General features: G+C 69.7%; 17 protein-coding genes. 7 read left to right on the forward strand and 10 right to left on the reverse strand.

Going from position 1 to position 22,304, the window contains the following annotated elements; all coding sequences use genetic code 11:
* Positions 1-80 precede the first annotated feature (80 nt).
* From CAP_RS44800 to CAP_RS53675, 5 genes are all read left to right on the forward strand, one after another.
* On the forward strand, positions 81-1,649 hold the full coding sequence (locus tag CAP_RS44800; RefSeq protein WP_231511523.1) for a glycoside hydrolase family 43 protein: 1,569 nt from the start codon (positions 81-83) through the stop codon (positions 1,647-1,649).
* Positions 1,650-1,662: 13 nt separating this feature from the next.
* Positions 1,663-2,637 (forward strand): hydrogen peroxide-inducible genes activator, encoded by a 975-nt coding sequence (locus CAP_RS16670; RefSeq protein ID WP_052375401.1) that lies wholly within the window; start codon positions 1,663-1,665, stop codon positions 2,635-2,637.
* A 440-nt stretch (positions 2,638-3,077) separates the two neighbouring features.
* A complete protein-coding gene (locus CAP_RS16675; protein ID WP_231511524.1) occupies positions 3,078-4,439 on the forward strand; it encodes a cytochrome-c peroxidase in 1,362 nt (453 codons plus the stop codon).
* A gap of 8 nt (positions 4,440-4,447) precedes the next feature.
* Positions 4,448-5,575: a metallophosphoesterase family protein gene (locus CAP_RS16680; RefSeq protein ID WP_052375402.1), complete on the forward strand. Its 1,128-nt coding sequence runs from the start codon at positions 4,448-4,450 to the stop codon at positions 5,573-5,575.
* A gap of 22 nt (positions 5,576-5,597) precedes the next feature.
* On the forward strand, positions 5,598-6,347 hold the full coding sequence (locus tag CAP_RS53675) for a hypothetical protein (protein ID WP_231511525.1): 750 nt from the start codon (positions 5,598-5,600) through the stop codon (positions 6,345-6,347).
* Positions 6,348-6,583: 236 nt separating this feature from the next.
* Here the strand turns inward: CAP_RS53675 and CAP_RS16690 are convergent, their stop codons facing one another.
* The gene (locus CAP_RS16690) at positions 6,584-7,024 is read right to left on the reverse strand and encodes an organic hydroperoxide resistance protein (RefSeq protein WP_044241716.1); all 441 of its coding nucleotides are present in this window, start codon (positions 7,022-7,024) and stop codon (positions 6,584-6,586) included.
* A gap of 347 nt (positions 7,025-7,371) precedes the next feature.
* Here CAP_RS16690 and CAP_RS16695 point away from each other — a divergent pair, with 347 nt between their 5' ends.
* The gene (locus tag CAP_RS16695) at positions 7,372-8,163 is read left to right on the forward strand and encodes a thioesterase II family protein (RefSeq protein WP_044241779.1); all 792 of its coding nucleotides are present in this window, start codon (positions 7,372-7,374) and stop codon (positions 8,161-8,163) included.
* Positions 8,164-8,180: 17 nt separating this feature from the next.
* Here CAP_RS16695 and CAP_RS16700 read toward each other — a convergent pair whose 3' ends face one another.
* The 7 genes from CAP_RS16700 to CAP_RS53685 form a co-directional block, all read right to left on the reverse strand.
* Positions 8,181-8,939 carry a polyphosphate polymerase domain-containing protein gene (locus CAP_RS16700; protein WP_081864962.1) on the reverse strand — a complete coding sequence of 253 codons (759 nt, stop codon included), beginning with the start codon at positions 8,937-8,939 and terminating at the stop codon, positions 8,181-8,183.
* Positions 8,940-8,952: 13 nt separating this feature from the next.
* Positions 8,953-10,182 (reverse strand): CotH kinase family protein, encoded by a 1,230-nt coding sequence (locus CAP_RS44805; RefSeq protein WP_052375404.1) that lies wholly within the window; start codon positions 10,180-10,182, stop codon positions 8,953-8,955.
* A 12-nt stretch (positions 10,183-10,194) separates the two neighbouring features.
* Positions 10,195-11,643, reverse strand: coding sequence for a TolC family protein (locus CAP_RS54980; protein WP_044241717.1), 1,449 nt, complete (start codon positions 11,641-11,643; stop codon positions 10,195-10,197).
* Entirely contained in the window at positions 11,631-13,892 is a 2,262-nt protein-coding gene (locus CAP_RS16720) for an HlyD family secretion protein (protein ID WP_231511526.1), read from the reverse strand. Before CAP_RS16720 ends, CAP_RS54980 begins: the two co-directional genes overlap by 13 nt.
* Positions 13,893-13,968: 76 nt before the next feature.
* Positions 13,969-14,658 carry a DUF4956 domain-containing protein gene (locus CAP_RS16725; RefSeq protein WP_231511527.1) on the reverse strand — a complete coding sequence of 230 codons (690 nt, stop codon included), beginning with the start codon at positions 14,656-14,658 and terminating at the stop codon, positions 13,969-13,971.
* Between the two features lie 246 nt (positions 14,659-14,904).
* Positions 14,905-16,554, reverse strand: coding sequence for a CotH kinase family protein (locus tag CAP_RS16730; protein WP_052375406.1), 1,650 nt, complete (start codon positions 16,552-16,554; stop codon positions 14,905-14,907).
* Between the two features lie 181 nt (positions 16,555-16,735).
* A complete protein-coding gene (locus CAP_RS53685) occupies positions 16,736-18,043 on the reverse strand; it encodes an ATP-binding protein (RefSeq protein WP_269324385.1) in 1,308 nt (435 codons plus the stop codon).
* On the opposite strand from CAP_RS53685, the gene CAP_RS52350 reads away from it, so the two are divergent.
* Positions 18,042-18,752, forward strand: a complete 711-nt coding sequence (locus CAP_RS52350; RefSeq protein WP_231511531.1) for a pentapeptide repeat-containing protein — start codon at positions 18,042-18,044, stop codon at positions 18,750-18,752. The genes CAP_RS53685 and CAP_RS52350 overlap by 2 nt on opposite strands.
* 1,294 nt (positions 18,753-20,046) lie before the next feature.
* On the opposite strand, the gene CAP_RS16740 is transcribed toward CAP_RS52350, so the two are convergent.
* Together CAP_RS16740 and CAP_RS16745 are read right to left on the reverse strand one after the other, a co-directional pair.
* Entirely contained in the window at positions 20,047-21,060 is a 1,014-nt protein-coding gene (locus tag CAP_RS16740) for a hypothetical protein (RefSeq protein WP_044241793.1), read from the reverse strand.
* Between the two features lie 40 nt (positions 21,061-21,100).
* On the reverse strand, positions 21,101-22,261 hold the full coding sequence (locus tag CAP_RS16745) for an endonuclease domain-containing protein (protein WP_052375408.1): 1,161 nt from the start codon (positions 22,259-22,261) through the stop codon (positions 21,101-21,103).
* Positions 22,262-22,304 lie beyond the last annotated feature (43 nt).

The following is a 22,304-nucleotide window of genomic DNA, read 5'->3' on the forward strand; positions in this document are numbered from 1 at the left end:
AAGCACCACAGGTTCTTCGCGCTCGGCCTCCGTGGCGCGGTGACCGTACGTTATGCTCTGCCCTCGGAGGTCTCTCTTTCATGCATGCTCTCCGCACCTTCTCGACATGGATGTTCCTGAGCGCGTTCTTGATCACTCCGGGCTGTGGCGGTGAGGACGCCGAGGAGGACATGGCTGCCGTGGGCGACGACGCGCCCGGTGCCCCGAACGGCGCTCCCGAGGAGGGAACCGAGGACGAGAGCGTGGGCGTGGATGACGGGGCAGGTGACGACAGCGCCGAGGACACGGCCGGTGCGGACCTCGCCCCGCTCACGTGCACGACGCGCGTCACGTACGGGGATGCGTGGATCCGCCCGGCGAGCCACCCCGCCCAGTTCGACGACGCCAGCGGGACGGTGACCTGGGACGGCACCTGCACGAACGACGGCACCAACTCCTACGCGGTGCTCTCGAACGGATGGAAGCCCTACTTCACGGGGCGCAACGCCTGCGTGCTCGCGCTCGATACCTCGTGCGATGGCGCCCCCACGTCCGCGTGCAGCACGCGCATCACCTATGGCCCCGCCTGGAGCCACCCGGCGAACCACCCTGCCCAGTACGACGACATCGGGGGCCGCGTGTACTGGGATCGGACCTGCACCAACCAGGGGACCAGCGCCTCGGTCGCGACCCTCTCGAATGGCTGGGCACCCCATTTCACGGGCACCAGCGCCTGCGCCATGTCGTTTCGGTACGCGAACTGCGGAGGGCTGTACCAGAACCCCGTGATCAACGGCGATTGCGCCGACCCAGGCGTGATCTACGACGGCGGAAAGTACATCACCTCCTGCACCTCGGGCGGTGCAGCGAGCGCCTTCCACCGCTTCACCTCACCCGACCTGGTGCGCTGGACGGCCGTGAACCCCATCTTCCCCTCGGGGCAGCGGCCCTCGTGGGGTACAGGTGACTTCTGGGCTCCGGAGATCCACCGGGTAGGCACGCAGTTCGTCGCTTACTTCACCGCCCGGCACACGAGCGGCAAGCTCTCCATCGGCGCCGCCACCTCGTCCACGGCCCTGGGGACCTTCACCGACATCGGTCAGCCTCTCGTGCACAACGCGAGCATGGGCATGATCGACGCGACCAAGTTCGAGGGTACCAATGGCAAGCGCTACCTGGTGTGGAAGGCCGACGGCAATGCGGTCGGGCAGCCGACGCCCATCTATGGCCAGGAACTCTCGGCGAACGGCACCTCGCTCGTCGGCGCGCGGGCGACGCTGATCACCAACGACCTGAGCTGGGAAGGCGGGGTGGTGGAGGGGCCTTGGGTGGTGGCCAAGAACGGCTACTACTACCTCTTCTACAGCGGCAATGCCTACTACAACAGCACCTACGCGGTGGGCGTCGCCCGCGCCACCTCGCCGCTGGGGCCCTACACCAAGCTCGGAGCACCCATTCTCAAGACGAACGCCACCTGGGTGGGCCCTGGCCATTGCTCCGTCGTCGACACACCTGGCGGCAATACCACCATGGTCTATCACGCCTGGCGCGCCGGACACGTCAATGGCCCCGGTGACCAGCGCCTGATGCTGATCGACGGCGTCGTCTGGAGCAACGGCTGGCCCTCGATGCCCGGAGCGCCCTCGGTCAGCTCGCGCCCCACTCCGTGACTGCACCCTGCCCATGGCGCTCGACCTCTCCAGCTTGACCTTGACTCAGCTCCGGTACCTCGTCGCCGTGGACCGCCACCGGTCCTTCAGGGTGGCGGCCGAGCACTCGAGCGTGTCGCAGCCCGCGCTGAGCATGCAGATCCAGAAGCTCGAAGGGATCCTCGGCGGCGCCATCTTCGATCGCTCCCGTCACCCGACCGTCACCACGGAACTCGGCGCGCGCATCGTCGCGCAGGCGCGGGTGATCCTGCACGAGTGTGATCGCCTCGGCCAGCTCGCCGAGGCCGGCGACGATCCGAGCGGCACCTACCGCCTCGGCATCATCCCCACCCTCGCCCCGACCCTGGTGCCCCTCTTCCTCCCGCGCTTCCTCGCGGCGTATCCGCGCGTCTCGCTGGTCGTCGAGGAGCTGCCCACCAGCGCCCTCATCCAGAGCCTCCTCGACGACAGCCTCGACGGCGGCCTCGCCGCGACGCCGCTCGACGTCCCCCAGATCCACGAGCGCCCCCTCTTCCTCGAACCCTTCTACGTCTATCTCTCCCCGAACCACCCCCTCCGCGCCCAGGCCGCCTTGCGGCAGGAGGACCTCGCCGACGAGCGCATCTGGCTTCTCGCCGAGGGGCACTGCTTCCGCGCCCAGGTCCTCCAGCTCTGCGACCTGGGGCGGCGCTCGGCCCGCGAGGTGCCCACCTCGCGCTTCGAGTCCGGCAGCCTGGAGACGCTGGTGCGCCTCGTCGACGCGGGCGAGGGGATCACCCTGCTCCCCGAGCTGGTGGTGCAGAGCCTCCCCGAGGACGCCCGCCTCGCCCGGGTGCGGCCCTTCAGGATGCCCATTCCCAGCCGCAAGGTGAGCTTCGTCTTCGGTCGGAACCAGCTCCGTGGCTCCGTCGCCGATGCAATCGTCAGGACCATCCTGAGTAGCCTCCCGGAAACCACCCTGGGTGCCTCCGATGCGGCCGAGGGCTGGGCCGTGATCCCGCCCAGGTGACGCGCTCCGTCACCCCCCGCGATAACCGTTTCCTATCCGCGTCATCATCCCTTGTGACTTGAGGTCCTCACGAGGGCGGCGCACGGTGCATGAGCCGACGGACGCGCTCCTGCCAGCGCCAGGTCGTCGTGTGCCCGGAGGTGCCAGCCGCCGCTTTTCCGGCGCGGCCGTCCCGTGCGCGAACGAAACACCCGCGTCGAGCATCGAGGAGGATCATGGGTAGCGCGCGAAGCGATGGGAGACCGGTTGGTAGAGCGAGGCCGCTCGGGTGGGTGGCGCCGATCGCCGCTGCTGTGATGGGAGCGGCCTTCGGGTGTCAGACGACGCCACCAGCCAGCCCCTCGGCAGCACAGACAGCGCCCGAGGGGCGAGCCGAGGCCGCCGCCGGGCAGCCTGCTCAGGCCACCGGGCCCGGCGAAGGAGCTGCTGGTTCCGGCAGGGTGGCTGCCGGGAGCAAACCTGGCGCCGAGCAGGGCCTCGCCTCCACCGAGGCTCGGGGGCAGCTCCCCGAAGCGGCGAAGCGCACCGATGGGTCCCCGAATCCTGCGACCGCGCCGCGGGTGGAGGTCAAGCGCAACGGCCCTCACGGCGCCATGGAGATGACGGACCAGGAGGGGCAGCTCGCCAAGGTCACTCCCGCCACGCCCTCGGCCGGGGCTCCCGCCGGCGTCGACGAGCAGTTTTGGAAGCTCCTCATCCCCAGGGACAACGAGCTCAATGCCAAGCGGGTGGAGCTGGGCAGGAAGCTCTACTTCGACACCCGCCTCTCCCGCGACGGCACGGTGGCCTGCGCGACCTGCCACGACGTCAGCCGTGGCTTCACCGACCGGCGCAACGCATCCGAGGGCATCTCCGCCAAGGTGGGCCGCCGCAACGCCCCGACCACGCTGAACGCCGTCTTCTTCCAGACCCAGTTCTGGGATGGCCGCGCCGCCACCCTGGAGGACCAGGCCAAGCTGCCCATCATCAACCCCATCGAGATGGGGCAACCCGACGGCGCCGCTGCCGTGAAGGCCATCGCCGGGGACGCCGAGTACAAGGCGATGTTCCAGGCTGCTTACGGCAGGGCGCCCAATTACGATGACGTCGGCCGCGCCCTCGCGGCCTTCGAGCGCACGCTGGTCTTCCTCGACGCCCCCTACGACAGGTTCGTGGCCGGCAACCCGGCTGCGCTCTCCGAGGACGCCAAGGCGGGCCTGGTGCTCTTCAACGGCAAGGCCCGCTGCGTCGCGTGCCACCAGTTCAACGGATCGAGCCCCATCGGCACCAACAACAAGTTCCACAATATCGGCGTCTCGGCCCGCCACCACGACTTCGAGAAGCTCGCCCGGAACGCGCTCGACGCCCTCGCCAAGAGCGACTCCCAGGAGACCGTGGATCGCCTCGCCCTCGAAACCGATCTGTCCGAGCTCGGGCGCTTCGTGGTCACCAGGAACCGCGCCGACATCGGCGCCTTCAAGACCCAGCAGATCCGCAACATCGGGGTGACGTCGCCTTACATGCACGACGGCTCGCTCCAGACCTTGTGGGACGTCGTGGACCACTACAACAAGGGAGGCGAGGCGAACGGCTACCTCGACGGCGGCATCGAGCCCCTGAACCTGAGCGAGCGCGAGATCGATCAGGTCGTCGCCTTCCTCTTCTCCCTGACCGACGTTCGTCTCGCGGCGGAGAACCAGGCCGAGATCACCCGGCAAACGGCGCTCGCGCGCAAGCAGCGGCCGTTCCGCGACACGGCGGTCGCGACCCGCAAGACCATCCAGTTCGAGACGCGCCTCGGCAAGGCTGGGGCGACGAAGTGAGGAGCACCATGCCGCGAGGACCCTTCAAGAGCGTCGAGACGAAGTACATGGAGGAGCGCGAAGCCGCGCTCACCGCCCTGGGCAGGCTCGACAGGCGAGCGTTCCTCAAGGTCTCCCTCGCCACCGCGGGCGTCGTCGCCGCGCAGGGCATCGTCAACCCGCAGTCCTTCCAGCCGATCCGCGTGGCGAGCGCGGCCGAGGCAGGCAAGGGTGAGCCCTTCCGCATCGCGTACATCTCGGACTCGCATCTCTACGACCGCACCATCAACGACCGCTTCGTCAACTCGCTCATGCGCGCCGTCGACGACGTGAACGCCATGAGCCCCGCCCCCGACTTCGTGCTGTACGGCGGGGATCTCGCGCAGCTCGGCCAGGCCCGCGAGCTCGATCTGGGCGCGCAGATCCTGAAGAACCTCAAGGTGCCGGTGCGGATGATGGTGGGCGAGCACGACTGGTACCTCGACATGGGCGAGAAGTGGCGGGACCTCTTCGGCCCGCCCACCTACTCGTTCGACCACAAGGGCGTGCATTTCGTGGTGCTGAACAGCGTCGTCGAGAAGGATTTCTGGACGGCACGCAAGCTCACCCCGATGCAGCGGATGAAGACCGTGGCCGGCCTCGACAACGGCATGCAGAGTTCCTTCACCGTGGGCGACGAGCAGCGCGCCTGGCTCAAGAAAGATCTCGAGAAGCTCGCCCCCACCGCGCCCCTCGTCGTGTTCTCCCACTCGCCGCTCTACAAGCTCTACAAGCCGTGGAACTTCTGGACCGACGACGCCGACGAGGTGCAGGCCATCCTGAAGCGCTTCAAGAACGTCACGGTGATCCACGGCCACACCCACCAGATGCTCACGAACCGCATCGGCAACATCCACTTCCACGGGATGCTCTCCACCGCCTGGCCCTGGCCCTACGCGCCCCAGGGCCTCCCCGAACTCACGGTGCAGATGTCGCGTCCCGATCCATTCGATCCCCAGGACGGCTGCGGAGACGGGCAGATCACCGTCCACCCCGACGGCCTCGTGGACAAGCTCTACAACCTCTGGAACCGCAACCCGGTCAACGTCGAGCGCAGTTACCTGGCCTCGAAGGGCACCCGCAACAAGCCTGCGGCGAGCACGCTGACCCGCTACTGAACCCGAGGAACGAGAGGAACCGATGAACACGCGACTTCCCTTCGCCCTGCTCGCCGTCCTCGCCGCTGCCTGCGGGGGCGCGCTCTCCGAGTCGGCCTCCTCGGGCACCCCCGAGCGCCCGACGCAGACCTCGGCCACGAACCCCGGCGTGGTCCCCACGAGCACCGCCACCAGCGGGAACCCGGCGCCCCCCTCCGCGCCGAACGCGCCGAACGCGGAAGGCGTGGATGTGCTGCTCTGCGATGGCAAGACCAAGGCCAACTTCGCTACGGGCACGCCGGGAAACCAGATTGCCTCGGCGCTCATGAACGAGTGGCTGCGCAAGAACCCCGACGCCCACTGGGAGAGCAACGAGCGCGCAAGCCACGGCTTGCAGCCAGCCTCGGACAACAAGGAGCTGGTCGGGAAAGCGTCTCCTGGCCAGACCTATGGCCACATCAGCGAGCAGGACGTAGCGCTCTGGAAGATCGAGACCGAGCGCCTCGCCCTGGCGGGATCGCGCGTGTTCCACAGCGCCGACGAGCTGGGGAGCACCGTCGCGGTCTCCTGCGACATGTGCCATCCCCACGCCGAGAACACCCACCCGGAGACCTACCCCAAGTTCCAGGCGCAGCTCGGGCGCGTGGTGCTCCTGCGCGACATGATCAACTGGTGCATGCAGCACCCCGTCCGCGCCGAACCGCTGAGCGCCGACGACCCCCGCATGCGCGCCATGGAGGCCTACATCTACGCCCAGCGTCGCGGCAAGACACTGGAGTACGGCAAGCACTGACGCCTGCCTCCCAGGCGGGAGAGACCATCCCCAACCCGAACCTTCAGCACCATGATCCCGGACCCCCGGGACGGGCCCCGGAGATCCTCACCTGGGCCCAGCTCGCGGGCTACACCCAGGTGAGCGTCCCGTTCACCACGGAGTCGAGCCACAGCGTGGAGTTGTACGCAGGCCTCTGGGCCCACAACGCGGACACCTGGATGCAGGTGGATGATCTGAGCCTGATCAAGAACTGATCAGGCGAGGCGGATATCGACCTCGATGTTGCCCCGGGTCGCCTTCGAATAGGGGCACACCTGGTGCGCCGCCTTCAACAGCGCCTCGGCCTGATCCCGCGGCAGCTTCGGGATGTCGGCCACCAGCTCCACGGCCAGCCCGAAGCCCTCGCCCACCTTCCCGATGGTCACGTGGGCGGTGATGTGGACGGGGCCCGGATCGATCTTCTGCGATCGGGCCACGTGGCTCACGGCGCTGCCGAAGCAGGCGGAGTACCCGGCCGCGAAGAGCTGCTCCGGGTTGGTCCCCGGCTTGTCGCTGCCGCCCATCGCCTTGGGAGGGACGATGGCGAGATCGAGGGTGCCGTCATCGCTCTTCACCCGGCCATCGCGGCCGGAAGTCGCGGTGGCCACCGCGGTGTAGAGGCGCTTCTCGAGGACGGTGGGGCTGTCGCTGCTCATCGGAATCTCCTTCACGGTACCGCGTACCCTGGTGCAGGGGCCCCGCGGGCCCCTGCGCCCCTCGAAGGGCGCACCCCTCCTCCTCTGCGCGGCGCCGTGCCGAGGAGAGGAAGCGGTGGTGCGTCGAGGAGGTGCGGCCATAGGTAACGCACGTTTGCAGCGCTTGCACGTGGTCGCGTGCAAATTGAGGCGCTGTGCAAGGTGGACCATGCCTTGTCCCCTCTGCGGACCGGGACCACCCTGAGCCGCGATCGTCGCCTGTCCTCACGGGTAGATTGCGTTCGACGTGTTCGTGGTGCTGCGGCAAGATGGCCGCGCCCCGGCGCATCTCGCCCGGCGAACAGCCCATGAGCGCATCTCCCAGCAAAGCCAGCGACGCTTCCAGCAAGTGGCTCTGGCGGTCCCGCCCCGGCGCGGCGCCCCGCGTCCGGTTGATCTGTGTCCCCTATGCCGGCGGTGGCGCGGCCAGCTTCCGCACCTGGCCCGCGAAGCTCCCTGCCGACGTCGAGCTGCTCGCCATCCAGCTCCCCGGCCGCGGCATGCGCATGGGCGAGCCCCTCCTCCGCAGGGTGGAGCAGGTGGTCGACGCGGTTGGCCCTCTGCTCACGGACAGCCCTGTCCCCTTCGTGCTGTTCGGCCACAGCATGGGCGCCATCCTCTCCTTCAACCTGTGCCGGTGGCTGCGCAACCAGGGCCACCCGCTCCCGGCGCGCCTCATCGTCTCCGGGCACCGTGCCCCGAACCTCCCCGATCCCGAGCCCCCGAAGCACCACCTCTCCGACGCCGCGCTCCTCGACAGGATCCGGCGTTACGGCGGCACCCCCGAGGAGATCCTGCGCGAACCCGAGCTGATGGAGCTGATGCTCCCCATCCTCCGCGCCGACTTCGAGCTGCTCGGCACCCACGCCTACACCTCGGCCGCCCCGCTCCCGGTGCCTCTCCTGGCGCTCGGCGGCGCCGACGACCCCAACGCGCCTCCGGACACCATCGAAGCGTGGCGCGAGCACGCGGCAGGCGAGTTCTCTTCCCGGATCTTCCCGGGCGGCCACTTCTTCCTCCACACCGAGGAAGCGGCGGTGCTCCCCGTCATCGCGGAGGAGATCGCCAAGGTGCGGAGCCCCGCCGCCGCCCCGGTGTAGGCGGGGGAGCGCCGCACTCAGGGGACGGCGTAGCGCGACGTCGGGAGCGTCAGCTCCGCCGTGATGCCGTAGCAGTACTTCGAGAACGAGTAGCGCGTCAGCTCCAGCCTCCGCACCATCGCGCTCATCCACGCGGGGGGGCGCCGCTCGAACTTGAGCTCCAGCACCGTCACCGGCTCCGCTGTCCGCGTCTGCACCGTGTGATCGATGTGGCGCCAGCGCCGCGGATCGGCGTCGAAGTCGAGGCTCCTCCGGGTCTGCACCGCGATCTTGCGGTCGAAGGTGAGCCGGGCATAGGTCTCCAGCGTGCTGATGTAGGCCTCCCGCTCGTACTCGACGAGCACCACCGGAGCCAGGTGATGGCGGTGGTAAGGCCCCAGGAACCGCAGCGCCCCGTTGCGCGCCGACGCGGGCAGCGCTGCGAGCGCTCCGTCGCGACCTGCGACCACGTCCTGCCACGCATCGGCGGGGACGGCCGCGCGCGTCTTGACGATCACGTCGAGCACCCGCCGCTTCACCTCCAGGAACACCGGGCTCTTCGCGCTGGCCGGGTACATCCGCGCGCGGAGCTTGAAGCGGTCGCCCTGTTCGCGCTCGTTGGCCCAGTAGAGCGCGTAGTGATCGGTGTCGAAGTAGAGCGACCGGATCCGGTACGTCCCGTCCGGGCCAGCATACTTGTCGACCGTCGACGTGGTGAGCACCGTGGCCCGGATGGACGCGATCAACCGCTCGGGGATCAGGTATTTGTACTCGTAGCGCTCGATGATGTTGTCCATGGCCCTGCCTCCCTCACGGCTCCACGCGGCAGCGTGCACTGCACCCGTCACCCTCAGCCTCGTTCCCATCGTCACACGTCTCAAGACCCCCGAGCTGTCCATCCCCGCACCGGAGCGACGGCTCCAGCAGAGACCGGCGTAGCGCCAGCGTCTCCTCCAGCGCCTCTACCTCGGCGTTGAACCCGGCGAGATCGTCGTCCGCCTTCGCACCCGCGAGGGCCGAACCCACCACCGCCGAGGCCTGCGCGATGGTCTCTGCCATGGCCGCCTCGTCCCACACCTCCGTCACGACCCGCGTGAATGCCTCGTCGAACTGCGCGTCGAGCGCCTCTATCGCCCGGACGCGCCGGGGAAGAAGCGCGGCCAGCTCCGACTCGGGGTCGAAATCGGCCTCTTCCAGCACCCTGTCCATCCCGTGGGGAATGAACACGAACCGCCCGCTGCCAGGGTCGTGATAGAGATAGTAATTGTTCGCCCGGTAGGCATAGCCGTCCCAGTGGCCGAGCGCCGCCTCCAGCGCATAGCTGGTGATGAACCCGTCGAGGTCCAGGTGCTGGTCCAGCATCAGCTCCAGCACCTCGTCGGGGGTCTCCACCACCACCTCGGCGAGCGCCTCGAGATCGTCCCGGCTCCTCCCCTCGTCCTCGTCCTTCAGCTCGATCTCGCTCCCCGCCTCGACGAAATCGCCGCAGCAGGGGCCCTCGTAGAGGTTGCCCTCCTCGTTGCCCTCCCCGAAATGGAGGCGGAGGAAGTCCTTGTCGATGGATTCGACGACCACGTAAATGCCCCGGTCTTCGCCGTTCAGGCGGAGCTGTGCGTGCGCCACGCGTGCCGTCGGCAGCCCGGCGCGGGTGTACATGTCGGCCCCGAGCTGCTCCCGGAGGAAGGAGGGGTCCTGCTTCGAGCTGTTGAGCAGGATCTTGTTCAACCCGTACAGCTTGGTGTCGGCAAACTCGTCGAATTTGACGCTGAAGCTCGGCTTCTCCGACAACTCCACCAGCGTATTGCCCTTCTGCCGGATACCGGCCCCCCTGATCATCACCCCGTCGTAGAGCACCGTGCAGGGCACCCGCGCGTCGAGATCCGTCTCCAGGCTGGAGAGGTCGCTCTTCTCGACCAGGAGATCGATCGCGTGCAGCCGGGATCTGTCGAACACCGCGGCGGCCTCGTCCTCCTCGGGGACCACGCAGCCACCCTGGCTTCCGGCGAGCAGCGGGAGAAACACGATGAGTTCACGACGCATGGCGGTTCCCCGTCACTTCGCTTCGGCCCCGCCGGGGAGGTGTCCCCCCACGGCCCGGCGCAGCTCGTTCACCCCCTCCAGGTAGCGGCGCAGCAGCTCCAGCAGCTTCTGCTCCGCGCTCCGCTGCTGCTCGCGCGTGGAGAGCGCTTCGACGGCGTCGATTCCCTGACCCGCCAGCGCCTTCTGCGCCGCGGCCTCTGCGCGCTCGGCGGCCGGGAGCACCCGCTCCCGGAAGGCCGTTACCAGCTTCTCGGCCGCCTCGACCTCCCGCAGGCACGTCCGCACCTCCCGCGCCACCTGCTTCACCTGCGCGACGAGCGCGCTCTTTGCCGCCCGGCTCGACGCCTCCGCGGCCGACGCCTGCGAGCGCTGGGTGTTGAAGACGGGCAGCTCCAGCCCCAGCTCGAAGGTCCACCCCCGCCCGCTCTCCACGCTGGGCGCGAACTGGTAGCCGACCTCCACGAACGTGAACCACGGCCAGCGCCTGCGCTTCTCGATGAACTCCATCGCGTGCGTCGCGTCGATCTGCGCGGCCGCGGTCGCCACCTCCACCCGGTCCCGGAGCGCCGCCTCCACCAGCACGTTCTCCGAGGGCAGGGGAGGGGGCGGCCACCGCGTCACGTCCCCCGCCATGAGCTGCACGGACGCCTCCGGATCGAGCCCCACGCGCTCCAGGATCTCCCCCCGCACCGCCGCGAGCCGCACCCTGTGACCCACCCCGTCCTGCTCCGCCTCCGCCGCGGAGAGCGCCGCCACGGCCTCGTCGAGCGACGTCGCCATGGAAGCTGCGAGCCGCTCCTGCACCCGGGCCGAGATCTCCTTCCGCGCCGCGCTCACCGCGTCCGCCGCGGCGATCTCCGCCGTGAGCAGCCCCAGCTCGTCGAACAGCCAGCGCACGTCGGCTTCGATCAGCAGCGCCTCGGCGCGCGCCTCGGCGACCACTGTCACCTCCTCCGCGCGCGTCACCTCGGCCTCCGCGTCGGCCTCTCCGGGCCGCAGCGGCTTCACCCGCACCGCGGTCCCCAGCCTCGGCTGCCCGTTCAAGTACTGGTCCAGCCGACCCTGCTGGATGCGCAGCTCCGGGTTCGCCATGTGGCTCCACGCATCGATCGCCGCCCTGGCCGCCTCGGCGCGCGCCCGCATCTCCTGCATCCGCGGGCTGTTCTCCTGCGCCGCCACCACCGCCTGCTCCACCGTCAGCGCGCCCGACGCGGGCAGCCTCCCCCCGGCCCGCCGCCCCTGCCCCTCGGCCTTCCCGCCGCGCTGGTGCACCTCCAGCACCACCGCGCGGGCGTGGTCCTCCCGGTACGCCGCGAGCGCTCTCTCCGACCCCGACCCGCCGAGCGGCATGTAACACCCGGCGAGCGCCGCCCCCAGCAGCCCCAGCGCCGGAGCGCGGGCTGCGCGGGCTCTCGCAGACCGCCGACCCAGCGCCCGCAGCGCTCGCCTCAGCGCGTCCACGGCACCTCCTGAAATGAGGGCGTCCTGCTCCCCGCGTCGAACACCACCATCACCTTGCCAGGCGACAGCGACGCCGCGACGCCCTCGGGCTTCATCCCTGGGAACCGCGCCACCAGCCGCGGCGCCATCGCGCCCCCCTGCGGCGCGTCCACCCGCCACAGCGCCCCCGCGTCGCCCTCCGCCGTCGAGGGAGTGGAGGTGATCGCCAGCGAGCCATCGGCCAGGAACTGCAGATCCGAGATCCCTCCCGGCGTCACCTTTCCCCCGATCTCCACATCCACCCGTGCGTGCGCCCACGGCGACACCCCCGCCGACCCGAGCAGGCCCACGTCCACCACCTCCGCCCCGCGCTTCTTGCCCTTCTCCTTGCCTCCACCCGCCGCGACCCCGCCCGCCGCGACTCTGCCGCGGAACAGCGCCTCCGGCGCGGCGATCTTCCAGATCATCGCCTCGCCCTGGGCGTCGAGGGGCGCCTTCACCCCCACGTAGAGCGCGCCCTGGTGGAACGCGAGCCCCTCCAGATCCAGCTCCCGCGTCCCCGCCGCGAGCCCCAGCTCCGCAGCCTTTGCCGGGCTCGCGTCGAACATCTCGGCGAGGTGCGCCTCCCCGTCGACCCGGAACCCCTGACCTTCCGGGCGCAGGCGGAGCAGCGCGGTCCGCGCCGACTTGCGCTTCCCCTTCTTGCTGTAGCTCTGCGACGAGAGCACGTACACCGCGTCCCCATCGCCCGCGGTGATGCCCTCCACGTCGACCAGCGACGCCACGCCCGCCACCACCAGCGGCTCGGCGTCCACCACGCCGCCTGGCGACATCGCGAACAGCCAGGGCGCCGACTCGCTCTCGGTCTTGTCGAGCCCCGTATCGTCACTGACCAGCAGGTAGCGCCCTTCCCCGGGCCGCTGCAGGACCCCTGAAGGCTCGAACCGCGAGCGGGCCGTGAGCGCCGTCGGCACCGTCATCGGCAGCGCCACCGGCAGCGTCACTGGCGGCGTCACCGGCAGCCCCCCTGCCGTCGCCCCCGCCGTCGCCGTCGTCGCCGCCGTCGCCCCCCCCGCTGCCGGCGCCACCACCGCACCGCCGTGGGGCGCGGTCACCCCGGGCGCCGCGGCCAGTGCCGCGACCGACCTCGCTCCTGGCAGAGGCGTCGCGGCCAGCGCCTCTCCCGCGTCTCCCACGTCTCCCCCGTGCGTGGACCTGAACACGATGTCGAACGACTGCCCCGCGAGCATGCTCACCCGCCCGTCCAGCGCCACGCTGACCTCGCGTCCCCAGAGCGGGAGCTTGGGTGACGGCCAGCACCGCATCGGCAGCTCGGCCACCACCGGCCCCAGCGCCACCACCTTGCCCGTGAACGGCTCGCTCCCCTGACCGCGGATCCACAGCCGCGCCGTGTCGCCCACCGAGAGCCCCAGCGCCGACCGCTCGGGCACGCAGGCCACCACATTGCCCCGGGCGCTCACCACGCGCACCACCGGCTCCCCGGGCACCGCCACGTTGCCCACCTGCTTGTCGATCCCCGCGACCCGCCCCCCGTGCATCGCCCGGAGCACGTACCCCGCGCGCCGCTGCTCCAGCAGCTCCACGTTCCGTCGCGCCACGAGCAGGTCCGCTGCGAGCTTCGCCGCTGCCGGCGCCGCCGGCGCCGCCCCGTCGGGCTCTTCCCGCGCTGCCCGCTGCCGCTTCTCGGCGGCCTCGATCTGCCTCGACAGGAGGGCGATGGTCTTCGGCTTCTCCGCCGCGAGCGCCTTCACCGCCGAGTGTTGCACGTCGAGCTTCGTCAGATCGCCGACCACCGCCACGTGGTCGTCCACGAGCTTCTTGACCCGCTCCACCTGCTCGCCCAGCGCCTTCGCCTCCGCGCTCGCCTGGAGCTGCTCCTCCCGCTGCCGCGACAGCTCGCGCCGCAGCTCCTCCAGGTGCGTGTCCCGCTCCTCCGCGAGCAGCGACTGATCCGCCCGCCCTTCGGCCTCGAGCTGCCCCGCCTCGGCCCTGGCGACCGCGATCTCCGCGTCGATCACCGAGGTGTCCAGCGTCGCCACCACCTGCCCCGGCGCCACCTCCTCGTCGAGGCGCACCAGGATCGACGCCACCTTGCCGGTCTCGACCGGCGAGAGCGCCTCCAGCGCGGCCTGCTCGAACCCGACGAGGTGCCCGCGCTCATCGTCGCCGCCCACGTAGAACGCTGCTGCTAGCCCCAGCGTCGCCACCAGCCCGAGCCAGGGCATGGCGTCCTCCAGCAGCCCTCGCACGCGATGAGACATCCTCATGACGGTTCCCTGCGCATTCCTCGAAGAGTCCTTGCCCGCAGCCTGGCGGAGGCGCCGCTCAGAGATCCAGGGTGGGCTCCTGCAGCAGCAGGGCCACATCCTGCACGCCCGGAATCGCCTGCAGGCGTGACACGAGCGGCGAGCGCAGCTCGGGGGCGCGCACCGTGATCTGGTAGGCGTGCTCCATCAGCGTCCCCTGGGCCGCCTCGCGCAGGGTGACCAGCGAGAAGGACCGGCAGTGCTCCCGCAGGATTGTGGCGAGTGCGTCCTCCACCTGCTTCCCCGAGGGCGCCGTGAAACGAAGCAGCCCGTCGGGTTGTCGCCGCGTCCCGTAGCCCGTGGCGTTCAGGAACAGCGCGCCGCCCCCGAAGACCACCGCCCCCACAATGGCCGTCCCGTACGCGGTCAGCCCGCACGCCATCCCCACCCCGAGCGCCGCGAACACGAAGATGATGTCGCGAGGATCGCGCATCGTCGTCCTGAACCGCACCACGCTCAGCCCCCCGGCGACCCCGATCCCCGCCGCGATGCTGGTGCCGATCGCCAGCATCAGCATGCAGGTGATGACGCTCCCCATTGCCATCCCGTGCACCGTCGACCGCGCGTACGAGAGGCCCCGGAAGGTCACCATGTACACGGCGGCGATGGCCTGCCCCAGCCCGAAGGCCAGCAGCAGCGACACCACGGCCTTGCGCCATTCGAAGACATCCCCCCGGGTGAGGGGTTCGAGCAGATCGATCATATCCATGGTGTGTCGGGTGGTGCTCCAGGCGTCTCGCGGCGCGGCTCTCCAGATCTGTCCCTGCGCCTCAGATCATTGCCATGGATCCTCTGTCCAAGTATCCAAGTTCCATGCCACAGTCGGACAATGGTGAATGCGCATCGCAATGGATGGTGCGCGCGCCATGCTCCTGGCACACCTCGACACAAGCCCGAGGCGAGGGGGACCTTTCGGTCCTGGCGCCCATCGCCCCGGAGATCGGGCGAGATCGCGTCAGGGGCCGAGGAGCGTGGTCACGTCCTGCTCACGGCTGCTCGCGTGCTCGATGAGCGCCGGGAGCGCCTGCGTGAACGACGTCTCGGACTGCACGAACGTGTGCCCTTCCACCTCGCCCTCCGCGCCCACCACGTACGGGGCGATCAACGTGTGCGCCGCCTCGAACCGCGCTGCCGCTGCGCCGGGCTCGTAGGCGTCCTCCACGGTCTCCTGCAGGAGCCCGCGGTACATCTCGACGTACACCGCATCGTCCAGGAGGTAGCGAATGAGCGGCCACTGATCGGTCACCTCGTCGAGCGCCAGGGACAGCGCGTTCATCCCGCCCATCCCCCCGCCCGACCCGCCCGACGTCGGGAACGCATAGCTGTGATCCCAGGTGATCCACCGGAGCTGCGCGTCCCGGTCCGGGTCGGCATACATGTAATAGTTGTGCGACATCCGGCCGTACTGATCCCAGTCTTCGATCACCGTGTTCACGGCCAGGTAGCGCAGGAAGCCCTCCACATCGAGCCGCGCCTCCAGCCCTGCGCGCCACGCGGCGGCGTCGGTCCGGTCTGCGTGCAGCGCCTCGAACAGCGCGAGCACGTCCGAGTAATCGGCCTCGGTCTCGTTGTTCTCCTTCTCGAGCGAGGTCTCGCTGTACGTCGCCCAGGTCGCCCCGGAGCCATCGGGCTTGTACAGGTTCCCCTTGTGGCCGCCGAGCTGCGTATCGAGGAACGCCTCGTCCGAGGGCAGCTCCATCCCGGTGTACAGCCCGAAGTACTCCGGCCCGTCCCCGTGATCGATGAACACCCGGAAGAACGCCGTCACCGGCGCCGGCACCCCGGCCTCCCGGAACACGTCCATCGCCACCTTCTCGCGCACCAGCGACTGATCCGACGACCCGTTGGACAGCGACAGATCCTCGAACCCGTAGAACTTCTGGTTCTTCGTCTCCGGGTGATCGTCCTCGAACTTGTCGAAGTTGAGCCGCAGCGGCAGCTTCCACACCCCCTGCGACCACGAGGTCTGCAGGCTGTTGTTCCCCTTGAAGCGGATGCCCACGTGCTCCAGCGTCCGCGTCCCGTCCGTGACCGTGCAGTCGGCGTAGATCGGTGTCCCGCCGATCAGATCGATCCCACCGCTGCCGCCCGGCCCTCCCGGACCCCCGCTGGGCCGGCAGAACAGCGCTCCATCGGGCGTCTCCATGCAGGTGCCGGTGATGGGATTGCCGTTCAGGGTCGCCGTGCACGCCTCGTCCACCGCGAGCCCGTCGCAGGCGTCGATGAGCTCCTGGGGCGGACCACCGCCGCCAGGCCCGTCAGGGCCACCGGGTCCACCGGGCCCGCCCATACCCTGACCGAACTCCCCGACCAGGCTGGTCATGTCATCGACCATGGCCTGCCAGTTCTCCGGGGTGATGGTGATATCGAGACGCGCCACCCGGTCCTGCGGGAACGCGCGCGCATAGTCGGGATCCTCGTCCGCGGTGCTCGACCCGCTCCCGCCAGCGCCCCCGCTTCCCCCGCTCCCTCCGGCGCTGGTGTCCGTCATCGTGCTCCCGCCCTCGCCGCTCCCATCCTCGGGCGTTGTCTCCCCGCAACCCACCATGGACATGGCAGCCAGCGTGGCGACCGTGGCGGCACCGTAGAAGAATCCAGATCTCATGCTTGCGCTCCAGCGTTCGTGACCTCATCGACTGTGCGTCGGGGCTGTTACGACTGTGTGGCGAGCCCGTGTGTGAATATGAAGCGATTGCATGCCGGCGCACCGGAGAGCGTCGCCGGTCGAGAGCGACCTTGAGGCGCGACGAGGTGAAGAGGGGAGGGAGGTGAAGGGGTGGGGGATGTCAGCGCCGCGAAGCGCGTGCGAGCGCGAGGATCTCCTCCTCGGGGAGCTGCGCGGGCAGGATGGCCGGCAGCCTTGAGGTGAACCCGGAGACATCGCCGTTGCGCAACAGGAAGAACTGGCCCACCTGACGGCCCGCGAGCTTGCCTGCCACGTCGACGCGGGAGTCTTCGAGCATCGGGCGCATCTTCTGAATGGCCACGGGCTGCGTGATCCGCCCGAGCATCCACGTATTGATGTTGTCACGGCAGCGGTAGTCGAAATCCCCCGGGCTCTGCGTGGCCAGGAGCAGCCCGAGCCCTGCGGAGCGGGCGCGCCGCAAGAGATTCTCCATGGGAGCCTTGGTGGCTGGCTGGCCGACGGCGGGCAGGTACATGTCTGCCTCGTCGAACAGGATCGCCGCCTGCAAGGCCCCCGAGCGGGAAGGTCGCCGGCTCGCCCAGCGCCCGAGCTGGATCAGGAGCTGCGCCACCCAGAACAGCACCTTCCCAGAATCGCCGAGGAACTTGGTGCTCACCACGCAGAGCCGCGTCCGACCTGGCCCGAGGTTCCCGTCCAGCCCCAGGAGCGCGTCGATGTCGAGCTGCTCGCCTTCGCCAGCGAGCAGTCGGACATTGGTCAGCTTGAACGTCTCGAGATCTTGCACGAGCTTCGTGAACAGCTTCGTGTCGAGCCGCCCGATGGCCGAGACCAGCGCCGGATCCTGATCGTCGATGAACCGCACCAGTGCCTCAAGGGAGCCGGGGACCCCTGAACTCGCCAGCAACCTGAGCGCTTGCACGAGGATGGCGCGGCACGACTGGTCTCTGCCGTGGTGCTTGTACCCGAGCATGTCGCCCAGTGCCCCCGCCGCGTGGGTCGCTTCTTCGTCCCGATCGTCGGGTGGCAGATCCTGGATGCCGGTAGGCATCAGGGTGATGCCCAACGGCCTGCCGGCGGTTCCTCCGGGGGTGTAGAGCGCTGGGACCACGCGCTCCCGCAAGCGACGGCGCACCTGCTCGCGCGCCGGGTCGCCGAGCGGCTCCGACCACGCCTTCTCGTGCAGGTAGCGGCATAGATCGCCTTTGCGGTCCACCAGCACCACGGGCACGCTCTGCAGGAGGAGCTGCTCCACGAGGCCGAGAGCGAGCGTCGTCTTGCCGCTCCCCGTGCCGCCGAGAAACGCGGCATGCTTGTTCAGGGCGTCGCTCGGCATCGTCAGCTCCTGCGGCGTGATGCCCTCCGTCTTGCCCAGCAGGAGTACCCGCGGCGCCTGCGCGTCCGACGGCGCAGCCGGCCCTGGTGCCGAGGTGGGCACTGCCGCTGACATGAAAGGCGCGGCTCTCTCCGGCGCTGCCCTGACGGGTGCCGGTCTCCCTGGCGCTGCCCTGACGGGCGCGGCTCTCTCGGGCGCTGCCTTGAGGGGCGTGGGCTTCTCTGGCGCTGCCTTGACGGGCGCAGGTTCTTCTGGCGCTGCCCTCACAGGCGCATGGTTCCTGGGAGGTGGTGCCACGGGCACGGAGCCCGCCGGTTCGAAGCGATCGAGGCCGAGCACCTGGCGCATCACCTGGAGCCTGGAGAGCGGGTTCTCGCTGCCCAGCCACACCGCCAGGTTTGGCGCTACCGCGTGCTTCAACCGGAAATCGCGGAGCGCCAGCATCGTCAAACAGTCGGCGTCTTCAAGCAGCGCGCGCCGTCCCCCCGTCTCGATCACCTTTCCCAGCTCCTCCGCGACCTTGGACCCGGGCTGCGAGGGGAACTCGGTGGTCCTGACGATTGCGACCTTGCGAACCCCCGCCTCCTTGCGCACCTTCGCGACCTGCCCTGCGAGCCCTCCACCGCGCGTGCTCTTGTTGCAGACGGCCACCAGCAACCGCTCGATGGACTGCCCGCCCTTGCGGATGTCCACTTCCACGCCTCCCTCCACCGCTTGCGTGACGAAGCTGTGCCCACTCTCCAGCTCGTCGGAGCAGGCCTCGATCCCCCAGCCCAGCAGGGCCTCTATCTCCTGCTCCTCCTCCGGCCGCCGTCCCCTGTAGCTCGCCCTGAAGTCGTTCCATGCTTGCTGCAGGCCGAGGATGTCAGGCTGCGGCGAGGGCGGAGGCGGCGTCGAGGCATGCGTCGGGGACCGCTCCCCCACCTCGGGCAGCCTACCCAGGGCCACTGCCTCCTCCCGGTACTTGCGCGCTCCATCAAGCACCTCCCGGGTCGGCAGGGTCTCCCAGCGGGCCACTGCGGCTGGCGGGATCGGAAACGTCGGCTCGGAGTCGTCGAAGGGGGCCTTGTGTTGCTGGTAGAGATACTGGAGCCTCCGCCCGACGAGCTGCTGCACCTCGTCCAGCGAACGTTCACTCTTCAGGCGAATCGGTGCCGGATCCTTCTCGATCCGGTCGCGCGCGGAGTTCGTGAGCTTCTCGCGCATCTGGTCGTAGAAGTCCTCCAGGCAGCAGATCACCACGATGGACGAGGGCACCCGATCGGCGAGATCGCAGACGGCGCCCATGGCCTTCCGGAAGCGCACCGCTGCCTCATCCATGTTCCAGATGTCCTCGAGCTGATCGAGGCACATCACCAGAGATCTCCCTGCACCGCTCCAGATCAGTCGTCCGATCGCCTCCACGGTGCGCCCTGGGTCACCGTCGTGAATCCGAGGCGCGAGGCCGCCGATCCGGCTCCGGTCGGCGCTGGTGAGGTCCTCGCAGCGCAGGTACTGGAGAACGCGCATCTTGATGCGCGGATCGTCACACTGCAGGTACAGGAGCGCTCGGACCAGGTTCAGATCCACACCAGCGTATTCGGGCCGGCAGATCAGTTCGTCCGCGGCATCGCTCACCAGTGCGTCGAGACCTTCCTGTCCGATCTCCTCGTCCTTCCGAAGCCGGGCGAGCGCCCCAGGGCCGAGGCACCGGGAGGCGATGGCGCGCGAGAGGCGCATGAGCCCCGACTCCGGGGACTGGTGCTCCCGGTAAGGCTGGTCGAGCGAATCGATGAGGTTCGTGAGCAGATAGCGGCCGTAGTCGCCGGTGGCGGTGGTCATCTGCAGGTACCCGACGAACCCCTTGCCCTCGTCATGGACCTGGTTGCGGAACGTCCGCAGGAGGTGCGTCTTGCCGCTCCCTGACTCTCCTTTGATGAGCAGGATGCGTCCCGACGACAAGCCCGGAGGCGTGATCGCGCGCTCGAGCAGGTTGTGGAAGACCTCCCGCGCGTCCGTGTAGAGCGACGCCACGTCGAACGGATCTGTCTTCCAGATCTCGTGCCGGTGCTCGATGGAGTGGAAGATCTCGAGCGTGGCAGGAGAGAGGAACACCGCGAGCCTTTGTTCGCCGCCGGTCACCATTGCGCTCTTTGCTCCTCCAGCCGTACGAAGTGGAACCGCGCTCCGTGGTCGCTCGCCTCCGAGTGCCGCACGTCCTCGGGCGCCATTGCCTCCACCAGATCTGCTCGGCTCAACGACAGCAACCCGGCGCGCTTCGCCTCCACGAGCCGCACCTTGAACGCCTCCAGGTCGAGCCCCGGTGGATCGAGCTCCCGGTAGACGTGCGCGATGAAGACCTTGTTGTCTCCGAACCTCCCCGACCGCGAGGCCCGCGCCGCCGCGAGCACCTGTCGCGCGAACTCGCTGAGCCCCTCGGTCTCACCGCTCCGGGAGATCGGGGCCACCGCGGCCTCCTCCGCGTCTCGCCCTGCGAGCCACTGTCGGACGACGGCTCCGCGCAGCTCGTCCACCCCCCCGCGCCGCGCGCCCACGTGCTTCGCCGCCAGCATCTGCATCCCCTGCTTCGCCTCGACCGGACGCGTCAGCCTCAGCAGGTGCGTGAGGGTCAGCGACAGCACGGCCTCACGGTTGAACGGCTTGGTGCTCTCGACGCCGAGCGCCCTCCAGGCCAGCGCATTCTGTGTCGCCGCTCCGCTGGGGGACTCGCCCAGCGCGAGCCCCTCATGGCGCGCGAGAATGGCCCCCACCAGCGCCTCTCCCGGCGTCGTGGCGGGCTTGCCCCCGCGCTTCAGCGTCCGCCGGGGGCTTGCCCCGAGCAGCCGCGGCACCAGATAGTCTTGCCTCAACGTCTTCCAGCTCGCCCTCGCGGGCAGCGCCTCGACCCCCAGCGCCGCGAGCCCCTGCCGCCGCCCCGCCTCGGTCAGGCGCAGGGTCCTGCCCTCACAGATCACCAGCCCTGCGCGCTCCAGCGTCAACATGGCGTCGTCGAGCTGGTCTTTCCAGCTCCCCAGGTGCTTGCAGGTGCTCTGCAGGCCTCGCCGCAGGTCGCCGACGCGACCTTCCCCACGCGGCCTTGAAAGCACCCACACCAGCGCGAGCTGCGCCAACCTTGAGAGTGCAGGATTCATCGGCTTTGCCATATCGATCCTCGGTTGCTCGCCCTTCCGTTCACGGCCCCCACGCCACCCGCTCGCCCACCACGGCGGTGATGGTGTCGAGGATCTCCTCCAGCCGCGCCACCACGTCCTCCGCCAGGAAACGCAGCACCACGTAGCCGTTCCGCTGCAGCACCACGTCCTTGCGCCGGTCACGCCGGTACGCCTCGGGGCTCTGGAAATGGAAGTAGCCGTCGATCTCCACGGCGATCTTCGGGCCCCGCGCCAGCAGATCCACCTCGGCCTCACGCCCGCCGAAACGGAACCCGGCCGGCGCGTTGAGCGCGAACAGCCCTGCCGTCGCGGGAAGCGACGCCAGCCGTTCGTAAAGGAACTGCTCCGCCGCGCTCCGGGCCTTGCTCCCGGCGTCGGGCCCCGTGCTGCGGGCGACGCCCGCGACTTCGGCCGCCACGCGCGCATAGAGCGTCACCAGCGGCGGATCCGCTCCATCCTGCACCAACCGCGCGATGACGGCCGCGGGCGCATCTCCTGCCGGCACGCCCGCTGCTGCGAGCGCGGCGCCGATCTCCACGGCCCCCAGGCCTCTCACGGCGATTTCCCCCTCTTGCAGCAGGGCTCTCGCGCGCGACGGCGGGAGCGCGGAGACCGGCTTCTCGGAGGCCACGGCCACGGAGAGCTGCGGTTGCGCCTCCAGCAGAGTCATCGCCACCCTCGCCACGTCGCCGAGCCACCCTGGCGAGGACGCTCCACGAGCCACGAACAGCAGCGCCGGAGTGCTCCCTGGCAGCATCAGGCGCGCGAGTGCTCCGAGCGTTCCCCAGCCCGCGCGGCCCGCGGGCGCGGTCCCACCTTCACGTAAGCGCGAAAGGACCGCTCCGAGCCAGGCCTCGGGGCCCTCCGCCTCCCCGGCATCGTGCGTGGCCTGTGCTCCGGCGGCCCCTACCGCCGTGGCCCCCTGGAGGCCCAGCGTGTCGGGCTCGTGGAGCAGCGCCAGACACACCGTCGAGACCTCTGGCTCCAGCCTCTCGGTGCCGCGCCGGAGCAGCCGTCCACGTTCGAACGTGGTGGCCCGGTCGAGCTGCCTTCGCAGCGCCTCGCCGGGCGTCCCGAGCGCCTCTCCCACGACCGCAGCCGCCAGCGCCCTCAGATCCTGCCGTCGCGCAGCCGCCTGGGTCCACGCATGCACCACCTCGGCCGCGTCCGGCGTGTGCACGACCGCAACCTCGCGCCCCGCGGCCTCTGCCCAGGAGCCCCAC

Origin of the sequence: Chondromyces apiculatus DSM 436 (genome assembly GCF_000601485.1) — a bacterium.
Taxonomy (GTDB): domain Bacteria; phylum Myxococcota_A; class Polyangia; order Polyangiales; family Polyangiaceae; genus Chondromyces; species Chondromyces apiculatus.

What these genes read in the sequence shown, in the direction of transcription:
- CAP_RS44800 (WP_231511523.1), top strand. Translation starts at nt 81, where the DNA reads ATGCATGCTCTCCGCACCTTCTCGACATGGATGTTCCTGAGCGCGTTC.
- CAP_RS16670 (WP_052375401.1), top strand. Translation starts at nt 1,663, where the DNA reads ATGGCGCTCGACCTCTCCAGCTTGACCTTGACTCAGCTCCGGTACCTC.
- CAP_RS16680 (WP_052375402.1), top strand. Translation starts at nt 4,448, where the DNA reads ATGCCGCGAGGACCCTTCAAGAGCGTCGAGACGAAGTACATGGAGGAG.
- CAP_RS53675 (WP_231511525.1), top strand. Translation starts at nt 5,598, where the DNA reads ATGAACACGCGACTTCCCTTCGCCCTGCTCGCCGTCCTCGCCGCTGCC.
- CAP_RS16690 (WP_044241716.1), bottom strand. Translation starts at nt 7,024, where the DNA reads ATGAGCAGCGACAGCCCCACCGTCCTCGAGAAGCGCCTCTACACCGCG.
- CAP_RS16695 (WP_044241779.1), top strand. Translation starts at nt 7,372, where the DNA reads ATGAGCGCATCTCCCAGCAAAGCCAGCGACGCTTCCAGCAAGTGGCTC.
- CAP_RS16700 (WP_081864962.1), bottom strand. Translation starts at nt 8,939, where the DNA reads ATGGACAACATCATCGAGCGCTACGAGTACAAATACCTGATCCCCGAG.
- CAP_RS44805 (WP_052375404.1), bottom strand. Translation starts at nt 10,182, where the DNA reads ATGCGTCGTGAACTCATCGTGTTTCTCCCGCTGCTCGCCGGAAGCCAG.
- CAP_RS16725 (WP_231511527.1), bottom strand. Translation starts at nt 14,658, where the DNA reads ATGGATATGATCGATCTGCTCGAACCCCTCACCCGGGGGGATGTCTTC.
- CAP_RS16730 (WP_052375406.1), bottom strand. Translation starts at nt 16,554, where the DNA reads ATGAGATCTGGATTCTTCTACGGTGCCGCCACGGTCGCCACGCTGGCT.
- CAP_RS52350 (WP_231511531.1), top strand. Translation starts at nt 18,042, where the DNA reads ATGAAAGGCGCGGCTCTCTCCGGCGCTGCCCTGACGGGTGCCGGTCTC.
- CAP_RS53685 (WP_269324385.1), bottom strand. Translation starts at nt 18,043, where the DNA reads ATGTCAGCGGCAGTGCCCACCTCGGCACCAGGGCCGGCTGCGCCGTCG.
- CAP_RS16740 (WP_044241793.1), bottom strand. Translation starts at nt 21,060, where the DNA reads ATGAATCCTGCACTCTCAAGGTTGGCGCAGCTCGCGCTGGTGTGGGTG.